The 8,712-nt window shown below is 71.3% G+C and carries 7 protein-coding genes; 4 read left to right on the forward strand and 3 right to left on the reverse strand.

Annotated elements, in window-relative coordinates; genetic code table 11:
• The first annotated feature begins 56 nt into the window (after window positions 1-56).
• Window positions 57-1,466 (forward strand): RICIN domain-containing protein, encoded by a 1,410-nt coding sequence (locus FNH09_RS25530; protein WP_152891954.1) that lies wholly within the window; start codon window positions 57-59, stop codon window positions 1,464-1,466.
• A gap of 7 nt (window positions 1,467-1,473) precedes the next feature.
• On the opposite strand, the gene FNH09_RS25535 is transcribed toward FNH09_RS25530, so the two are convergent.
• The gene (locus FNH09_RS25535; protein ID WP_152891956.1) at window positions 1,474-3,153 is read right to left on the reverse strand and encodes a rhamnogalacturonan lyase B N-terminal domain-containing protein; all 1,680 of its coding nucleotides are present in this window, start codon (window positions 3,151-3,153) and stop codon (window positions 1,474-1,476) included.
• A 192-nt stretch (window positions 3,154-3,345) separates the two neighbouring features.
• On the opposite strand from FNH09_RS25535, the gene FNH09_RS25540 reads away from it, so the two are divergent.
• From FNH09_RS25540 to FNH09_RS25550, 3 genes are all read left to right on the forward strand, one after another.
• Entirely contained in the window at window positions 3,346-4,389 is a 1,044-nt protein-coding gene (locus tag FNH09_RS25540; RefSeq protein ID WP_162469081.1) for a GDSL-type esterase/lipase family protein, read from the forward strand.
• Between the two features lie 95 nt (window positions 4,390-4,484).
• The gene (locus FNH09_RS25545; RefSeq protein WP_152891958.1) at window positions 4,485-6,227 is read left to right on the forward strand and encodes a DUF2264 domain-containing protein; all 1,743 of its coding nucleotides are present in this window, start codon (window positions 4,485-4,487) and stop codon (window positions 6,225-6,227) included.
• Between the two features lie 65 nt (window positions 6,228-6,292).
• Window positions 6,293-6,661, forward strand: coding sequence for a VOC family protein (locus FNH09_RS25550; RefSeq protein ID WP_152891960.1), 369 nt, complete (start codon window positions 6,293-6,295; stop codon window positions 6,659-6,661).
• A 15-nt stretch (window positions 6,662-6,676) separates the two neighbouring features.
• On the opposite strand, the gene FNH09_RS25555 is transcribed toward FNH09_RS25550, so the two are convergent.
• Together FNH09_RS25555 and FNH09_RS25560 are read right to left on the reverse strand one after the other, a co-directional pair.
• Window positions 6,677-7,279 (reverse strand): TetR/AcrR family transcriptional regulator, encoded by a 603-nt coding sequence (locus FNH09_RS25555; RefSeq protein ID WP_152891963.1) that lies wholly within the window; start codon window positions 7,277-7,279, stop codon window positions 6,677-6,679.
• Between the two features lie 84 nt (window positions 7,280-7,363).
• Window positions 7,364-8,683, reverse strand: a complete 1,320-nt coding sequence (locus tag FNH09_RS25560; protein ID WP_152891965.1) for a jacalin-like lectin — start codon at window positions 8,681-8,683, stop codon at window positions 7,364-7,366.
• Window positions 8,684-8,712 lie beyond the last annotated feature (29 nt).

The following is an 8,712-nucleotide window of genomic DNA, read 5'->3' on the forward strand; positions in this document are numbered from 1 at the left end:
TGCCGTTCGTCATCTCGAACGGCCTCGTGTGTTCCCCCCACCGAGAGGCAGTCCCCATGAGACGCGTCCACGCTGTCCTGCTCGCCCTGTGCTGCGCCCTCGCCGGTGTCCTCGGGGTCGCCGCGAACGCCCGCGCCGCGGCCCAGACGATCGCCAACGGCACCCAGTTCACGGACACTTCGGGCGCCGCCGTGCACGCCCACGGCGGCGGGGTCGTCAAGGTCGGCTCCTACTACTACTGGTTCGGCGAGGACCGCAACGCCGACAACACCTTCAGGTACGTGGACGCCTACCGCTCCACCGACCTGAAGAACTGGGAGTTCCGGAGCCACGTCCTCACCCAGTCCAGCGCCGCCGAACTGGCCACCGCGTACATCGAACGGCCCAAGGTCGTCTACAACGCGTCCACCGGAAAGTTCGTGATGTGGATGCACAAGGAGAACGGCACCGACTACAGCCAGGCCCGTGCCGCGGTCGCCGTCTCCAGCACCGTCGACGGCAGCTACACCTACCAGGGCAGCTTCCAGCCGCTCGGCTCGTACATGTCCCGTGACCTCACTACTTTCGTCGACACCGACGGCACCGGCTACATGGTCTCGGCGGCCAACGAGAACTACGACCTGCACATCTACCGGCTGACCGCCGACTACACCGGCATCGCCGCCCTGGTCGCCAACCCCTGGGCGGGCGGCCACCGGGAGGCCCCGGCGCTCTTCAAGCGGGGCGGCGTCTACTTCATGCTGACCTCGGGCGCGACCGGCTGGAGCCCCAACCAGCAGCAGTACGCCACCGCGACGTCCCTGTCCGGGCCCTGGACGGCCATGACGAACGTAGGCGACTCCACGGCGTTCGGCTCGCAGACCGCGTACGTCCTTCCCGTCCAAGGGACTTCGGGCACCGCCTACCTCTATCTGGGCGACCGTTGGGGCGACTCCTTCGGCGGCACCGTCAACGACTCCCGCTACGTCTGGCTTCCGTTGGCCTTCCCGACCTCGACCTCGCTGTCCCTGTCCTGGTACCCGGAGGTGGCGGTCGACACGGCCGCCGGGACGGTGACCGGCACCGGCGCCACGTACAACACCCTGATCGCGCGGCACAGCGCCAAGTGCGCCGACGTGCCGAACCAGTCGCTCTGGCAGGGTGCCGCGATCAGCCAGTACACCTGCAACGGCGGCGGCAACCAGAAGTGGTGGTTCAAGGACCTGGGCAGCGGCTACTACGCGCTGGTGGGGCGGGGCAGTTCCCTGTGCCTGACGGAGAACGCCGCGAGTGTCACCCAGGAGAACTGCAACGGCGCGACCGCCCAGCAGTGGTCGGTGACCGCCTCCGGCAGCTACGTCCTGGTCAAGGCGCGCGCCACCGGCGAGTGCCTGGACGTGTCCGGCGCGTCCACCGCCAACTCCGCCGCCGTCATCACGTACACCTGCAACGGGGCGACCAACCAGCAGTGGACGCGCGGGACATGAGATCGCGTCAGGCGAGCAGGTCGATCGCGTCGACCGAGGTGCCCGCGCTGAGATAGGACGTCGTCCCCGAGCCGCTCGCCACGTAGATCCTCAGCGTGTTGTAGGCGCTGGTGTCCGTCAGCCAGGCGGACGCCGGGACGCTGTAGGTGAACGTGTAGTTGTTGCCCCGGTAGGAGCCCACGGTCAGTGAACGGGTGCTCGGCTGGGTGGGCGGCGAGGGAACGGCGGAGGTCCAGGTGTCGTTGACGACGACCTGCGGCCGGCCGTTGGCGTAGGCCGTCGTCACGCCGATGCGCAGGGTGTGCGCGGCGGCGGCCTGGGCGGCGGTCAGCTTGAAGTACACGATGATCCCGCTGTTGACGTCCTTCCACAGATAGCAGGGGAAGGCCGACGTCTCCGTGCCGCTGCCGATCACCACGTTCCCGGTCCAGGCGGCGGCCCGGACGTCGGACGGATGCGCGTACGTCATCAGGTCCGCGTTCTTGAAGCCGCTCGGCGAGCCGGTCCAGTCGCCGATCCGCCAGATCGCGCTCGCGTTGGACGGATCGTTCGAGGACGGGATCGCGATCGTGTTCAGGGTGGTCGTGCCGCCCGCCGTCACCGTCACCGAGGTGGTGTACACGGCGAGTTCGCCCTTGAAGACGGTCAGGGTGTACGACCCCGGCAGCACCCCGGCGATCGAGAAGTACCCGTCCGACGAACGGGCCGAACCCCAGTACTGGGCAGCCGAGCCGGCCAGGCCCACGGTGTACGCGTAGGCGGTGTTGCGCCCGGTGATGCCGACGCCCGCGACCCGGCCCCGGCCACTCGCGGAGACGTATCCGGAGATGCCCAGCGAGTCCGCCCACGAGGTGGTCAGGGTGCCGGGGTAGAGCGACGAGGAGGGGGCGCCGCCGTCCGTGAAGGCGATGACGTACGGGCCCTGGAGGCCGAAGCGCTCGGACTCGGTCTGGTTCTCGCCGTAGTACAGGATCTCGTACAGGCCGCCGCCGTCGGTGCTCTGGTGGCGCAGCAACGAGCGGTAGAAGGGGCCGCCGGAGGCCTTCTCGTGGTTGCTGCGCACGATCCACAGACCCACGCTGCCGGTGGTCCAGCCGATGTAGCTGTAGTCCATCACCCGCAGTTTGGAGTAGTGCTTGGCGCGGGTCTGGCCGTCGGACTTCGCGAAGACGTCCGCCGACTCGATGACGGTGGGCGCGTAGGTGTAGGAGTCCGGCTCGTCGTTGAGGAACAGGCCGGCCTTGACGCGGACGATGTAGCGGGTGGCCGTGACGGACGAGTCGGCCTTGTTGGTCCACACGTAGACGTTGTTCTCGCCGCTGCGGGCCGCGTAGTAGTGCTTCAGCGTGCCGTACGTGACCGAGATCAGGATCGTGGTGCCGGACTGGGCGATGCCGACCGTGGAGGTGCCGAGGCCGGACTCCACGTGCGAGTTCTTGCCGCCGTAGCCCTGGTACTCGGTGCCCTTGTAGACCAGCGAGGTCAGGTCGCCGTTGGTCTTGCTGACCTTGAAGACCAGACTGGCGCCGGTGTCGACGACGTAGTTGGAGCCGTCGTCGCTCCAGCCGAAGCCCGCCGCCGAGGCGGTGCCGGCGAGCGGTCCGGCGAGGGCGGCCGAGCCGGCGGCGGCCGCGGTGCCGAGCACGAAGGTACGGCGTCCTAAGGATCCGTTCGGTGATCCGGACATGGGGGTGCCTCCTCCGGGAGGTGTGGGGGTGCGGGTGCGGTTGGCAGAGTGACAGTTGAATCGCCTTCGCGAAAGGGCTTTCACTGTCCGTAGGTTGGCGGCCGTGCAAAATTTCGCCATGGACTAGAAAGCGCTTGCCGGTAGCGGTACCGTCCAGCCGCCAGGCCTTGTCCCCTGACGGAGGAGCCGCAAGTGAGACGTTTCGAGCTCGCCGTGCTGGCGGCGATGACACTGACCGCCGCCCTGCCCGCCGTACCCGCCCAGGCGCACGCCGGGCCACGACCGCTCGGCCTCGACCACTGCACCGCCACCGCCTGCCACTTCGACGTCCCGCCCGGCACGTACGACGTGACGGTGCTGCTCGGCGGCGACAGCGCGTCGAGCACGAGCGTCGGCGGCGAGACCCGGCGCGCCCTCCTCCCGGAGACGGCGGCGGCGCCCGGTGCCCGGACCGTCCGCGGCTTCACGGTGAACGTCCGCACCCCCGAGGGCGAGCCCACCGGCCCCGACGGCAGCGCAGGCCTCGACCTGACGATCGGCGGCACGGCGCCCGCGCTGGCCGGCATCCGGGTCGTCCCGGCCCGCCACCCCCGCCAGATCCTCCTGGTCGGCGACTCCACCGTCTGCGACCAACCGGCCGAGCCCTACACCGGCTGGGGCCAGCAGCTCCCGCAGTACCTCCGCACGGGCGTCTCCGTCGCCAACTACGCGGACTCCGGGGAGAGTACGGTCACCTATCTGGAGAACCCGCAACTGTGGGCCACCGTCCAGCCGCTGATCCGCCCCGGCGACCTGGTCCTGGTCCAGCTCGCCCACAACGACAAGACCACCGACGAGGCGACCTACCGGGCCAACCTGGAGGCGCTGGTCGCGGGTGTCCGGGAGAAGGGCGGGCGGCCCGTCCTGGTCACGCCGATCGTCCGGCGTTGGTTCAACGCCGACGGCACCCTCGACAACGACATCGCCCTTCTGGTCAACGGCCTCGGCGTGAACCACCCGGCGGTGATCCGCGAGGTCGCCGCCGCCGAGGACGTACCGCTGATCGACCTCACGGCGAGGACGAAGGCACTGGTGGAGTCCCTGGGCGTCGAGGGTTCCAAGGCGCTGTACCTCTACAACGAGAAACGCGACAACACCCACACCTCCGTCTACGGCGCCACGGTGTACGCGGGCCTGGTCCGCGACGAACTGCGCGCACAGCATCTGGTGTCGCAGGGCAGGGTGCGGGTGGGATAGGAGCTGCCCGGAGCTGCGAGTACCCGATGAACGCCTGGGGCGTCCCGACCGGAACCGGGGCGTCCCAGGTCCCGCCGGAAGGAGAGAGAACGCCGATGCGGCTGCCCCCGCCCGACCACACGCTCAGCCCCACCACCGGCTGCACCCGCGCCCACTGGGAGGCGGCCGCCGACGCCCTGCTCGCCGCGGTCGAGCCGTACGCCACCGGGGACCGCGCCCTCTACCACCTGCCCGGCCCTCGTCAGAGCTGGTCCGGCCGCCTCTCCGACGGTCTGGAGGGGTACGCCCGTACGCTGCTGCTGGCCGCCTTCCGCCGGGACGAGACCGCCCTCGGCCGCTACGCCGAGGGCCTCGCCGCCGGGGTCGCGGGGGTCTGGCCCCGGATCGAGGACCGCGGCCAGCCGCTCGTCGAGGCCGCGTCGATCGCGCTCGCCCTGCGACTGACCCGGCCACTGCTGTGGGACCGTCTCGACGACACCGCGCGCGGGCGGGCCGCCGAATGGCTGGCCGACGCACTTACCGCCGAACCCTGGCCCTGCAACTGGGAGTTGTTCCCGGTGACGGTCGGCGGCTTCCTCCAGGAGATCGGCCACGAGCCGGACGCCGCCCGCAAGGCGGTCGACCACGGGCTGGCGCGCATCGAGGACTGGTACGTCGGCGGCGGCTGGTACACCGACGGCGACGGGCGCAAGTTCGACTACTACAACGGCTGGGCGATGCACCTCTACCCGGTGCTGCACGCCTGGCTGGCGGACGACCCCCGCCTGCTCGACCTGTACGGCGGCCGCCTCGAACGCCATCTCGGCGACTACGCCCGCCTGTTCGGCGCGGACGGCGCACCGCTGCGCCAGGGCCGGTCGCTGACCTACCGCTTCGCGACGGCCGCACCGCTGTGGCTGGGCGCCCTCACCGGGCGTACGCCGCTGACCCCGGGCGAGACCCGCAGGCTCGCCTCGGGCGCGCTGAGGTACTTCCTCGACCGGGGCGCGGTCGACGGACGCGGGCTGCTCACACTCGGCTGGCACGGCCCCGACGAGTCCGTCCTCCAGGGCTACTCGGGACCGGCGTCCCCGTACTGGGCGAGCAAGGGCTTCCTCGGACTGCTCCTCCCACCGGACCACCCGGTGTGGACGGCGCCCGAGGAGCCCGGCCCGGCCGAGCGCGCCGACGCGCTCACCTCGATCGACGCCCCCAACTGGCTTCTCCAGTCGACCCGTTCGGACGGCCTGGTGCGGCTGCACAACCACGGCAGCGAGGACGTGCGCTACGACCCGTACTACACGCGCCTCGCCTACTCGACGGTGACGGCGCCCGCGACGTCGTACGACAACAGCGTGATCGTCGGCGACGATCCGGGCCGCACCGGGATCGAGCCGCTGGGCGTGGGCGACGGCTGGGCGGCCTCGCGGCACACCACCGCCTCCGGGGTCCGGGTGACGAGCCTGGTGCTCGCCCACGGCGCCGCGGAGGTGCGCGCCCATCTGGTGACGGGCGCGGTTCCCGGTACCCCGGTCCGGGTGACCGGGTGGGCGGCGCCGGACGGGATCAGTGCCGAACTGCTGCCCGCCGTCGGCCTCGTGGACCCGGCGCAGGCCGTGGACCCGGCGGGCTCCGGGGGGCCGGGGGACGGTGCCGGGCTCGTGGGGGTCACCGGCGACGGGGACACGCTCTTCGTGGCGCTGGCCCGGCTGACCGGTGCGCCGGACCCCGGACCGCTGGAGCGACTGGTGTCCGTACGGGCCGACGCGACAGGGGAGTTGGCCGTCGACTGGCGTCAGGGGCCCCGGCTGCGGGCCCGGCTCGACGGGCACGGGGTGGAGGTCCACGTGCGGGAGTGAACGTCCTTGTCCCGTTACTCCGTTACTCCGTTGCCCCGGTCCCGGGTGGGCACGAGAATCCTCGTATGTCTTCCGTGATCCGTCATGTGACCGTCGACTGCGCCGACGCCTACGCCCTCGGCAGCTTCTGGTCCAAGGTTCTCGACCAGCCCCTGCACGACGACGACCACCCCGGGGACCCGGAGGCGCTGATCGAGGGCGCGGGCCTGCTGTTCGTGACCGTGCCGGAGGCCAAGGCGGCCAAGAACCGCGTCCACTTCGACCTCCAGCCGCAGGACCGCACCCGTGACGAGGAGGTCGAGCGGCTGCTCGCGCTGGGCGCCCGGCTGGTCGACGACCGCCGCAAGGAGGACGGCACGGGATGGGCGGTACTGGCCGACCCGGAGGGCAACGAGTTCTGCGTGGAGCGCAGTGCGGCGGAGCGCGCGGCCTGATCCGCCGGACAGGTCCTAGGCCCGAGGCGTCCCCGTCGGACGGGTGCCCTCGTCGTGCGGCCAGTGTTCCAGTGCCACGTGCAGGGCGTCGACGGCCCGGTCCCAGGACTTCTGTACGTCACGAGGGGCGCCGAAGCCGCCGCCGGCCTCCAGGGCGCAGTAGCCGTGGAAGGTGCTGCGCAGCAACCGTACGGCGTCGGTGAGGTCGGGTTCGTCGAGGCCGTAGGCGCGGAGCATGCCGTAGGTGATCTCGGCGGTGCGCAGCAGGGCGGGGGAGCCGGCCACGACGGACGGGTCGACGCGGCTCTGGGTGGCGGCGTACCGGCCCGGGTGGGCCAGCGCGTACTCGCGGTAGGCGCCCGCGAAGGCCGTCAGGGCGTCCTTGCCCTCGCGTCCGGCGACGGCCGCCGCGATCCGGTCGATCAGCTCGCCGCCCGCGGCCAGCGCGAGCCGGGTCCGCAGGTCCTGGAGGCTCCTGATGTGCGAGTACAGGCTCGCGTCCTTCACCCCGAAGTGCCGGGCCAGCGCCGACACGGTGACGTTCTCGAAACCGGCCTCGTCGGCGAGGTCGGCGGCGGCTGCGACGACCCGTTCGGTCGTGAGGCCGGCACGGGCCATGGGGTACTGCCTCCGTATCACTGGGCTGCAACCCGGAGCCTCCAGGGTGCAGCCCAGTGTAGGCAGTGCGCGTGCGGCCGCCGGTCAGCCGATCGGCGCGTACACCACGCCCAGTTTGTCGATCTCGTCGCCCGAGCGGCCGGTGAAGCCGACGATCTGCCAGCCGGACGGCGCCGTGAACGTCTTCGTGTCGGACGTCGCCGTACCGGCCGTCAGGGCGCGGCCCTTGTCCGTGCCGAAGGCGGCCGAGAAGATCCTCGTCTGACCGCTCTTCTGACCCTCCGTCAGCGAGACGGAGGTGAGGTGCTCGCCGGACGCCAGGGTCAGGGAGACCGCCGTGCCGCCGGTGCCGCCGTGGGCCAGCGTGGCGCCGCCGTCGTGCGTCAGCGTCACCGCGTCCAGCCGGGCGCCGCCGCGCAGGGTCAGCGTGCGCGGGGCGAGCGCGGCCGGCAGGTCGTCGGCGTCGTTGAAGGCCGTGCCGCCCGTGCCGCCGAAGAAGTCACTGGCCCTCAGCGCGGAGTTCAGGGTGTACGAGAAGTCGACCGTGTGCGGGAAGTGGTCGGAGAGGTTGCCGCCCGCCGAGTCGAGGAACTTCGCCCACTCGTCGTGGTAGCGGGTCGCGTCGAGGGTCACCAGCCTGCCGCCCCGGTAGAGGATCTTGTCCACCACCTCGCAGTCGTCGGTCGGCGCCGTGGTCGGGCACAGCAGCGCGTCCGCGCCCTGCGTCGGCCGCGTGCCGCCCTTGACCAGCTTCACCCACGCGTCCGTCAGGCCGTTGTCGTCGGCCAGCGTGCGGATGTTGTCGCCGCCGCGGGTGTACCGGGTGTTCGTGTCGCCCATCACGATCACCGCGTTGCCCGCGGAGTTCGCCTGGATGAAGGCGGACAGCTGGGTGATGTTGGCGCGTCGGGCGGCCAGCGCGTCGTCGGTGTCGTCCGCGTTGGTGTGGACGTTGTAGAGGTCGACGAACACACCCTCGGCGAGCCGGACCCTGGCGAGCGTGAAGCCCTTCGGAGTCAGGCAGTTGGTGCCGGTGCAGTCGTTCCACCTGACCCGCTGGAAGTCCTCGAAGGGGTAGTCCGAGAGCGTGTTGAGGCCGTCGCCTATCCCGGCCCCGCCGCTGGTCGCGGTGCGGTAGGCGTGGTCGTCGCCCGCGTACAGCGCCGCGTGGTAGTTGAAGTCCTCCTGGACGTTCACGATGTCGTACGCGCCCAGCCGCGGCGATATCAGCGGGGTGTTGGTCGCCGGATGGCCGGAGCTCAGCCCTTCCGGAAGGCCCGCGACGTTGTAGGTGAGGACGTTGAAGGTGCCGGTGCCGGCCGCCGCCGCGGGCGCCGAACCGGCGGTGACCAGGCCGGTGAGGGCGAGCGCGGCGGCCGCGAGGGTGCCGATGAGTCGTCTCATGGTGGGGGTGTCTCCGGTCGGGGGAGGGG

The organism is Streptomyces adustus (genome assembly GCF_009377175.1).
Taxonomy (GTDB): Bacteria; Actinomycetota; Actinomycetes; order Streptomycetales; family Streptomycetaceae; genus Streptomyces; species Streptomyces adustus.

Bases quoted from the DNA above. Each gene is read 5' to 3' on its own strand.
- FNH09_RS25535 (WP_152891956.1), bottom strand. From the start codon at position 3,153: ATGTCCGGATCACCGAACGGATCCTTAGGACGCCGTACCTTCGTGCTC.
- FNH09_RS25550 (WP_152891960.1), top strand. From the start codon at position 6,293: ATGTCTTCCGTGATCCGTCATGTGACCGTCGACTGCGCCGACGCCTAC.
- FNH09_RS25545 (WP_152891958.1), top strand. From the start codon at position 4,485: ATGCGGCTGCCCCCGCCCGACCACACGCTCAGCCCCACCACCGGCTGC.
- FNH09_RS25560 (WP_152891965.1), bottom strand. From the start codon at position 8,683: ATGAGACGACTCATCGGCACCCTCGCGGCCGCCGCGCTCGCCCTCACC.
- FNH09_RS25555 (WP_152891963.1), bottom strand. From the start codon at position 7,279: ATGGCCCGTGCCGGCCTCACGACCGAACGGGTCGTCGCAGCCGCCGCC.
- FNH09_RS25530 (WP_152891954.1), top strand. From the start codon at position 57: ATGAGACGCGTCCACGCTGTCCTGCTCGCCCTGTGCTGCGCCCTCGCC.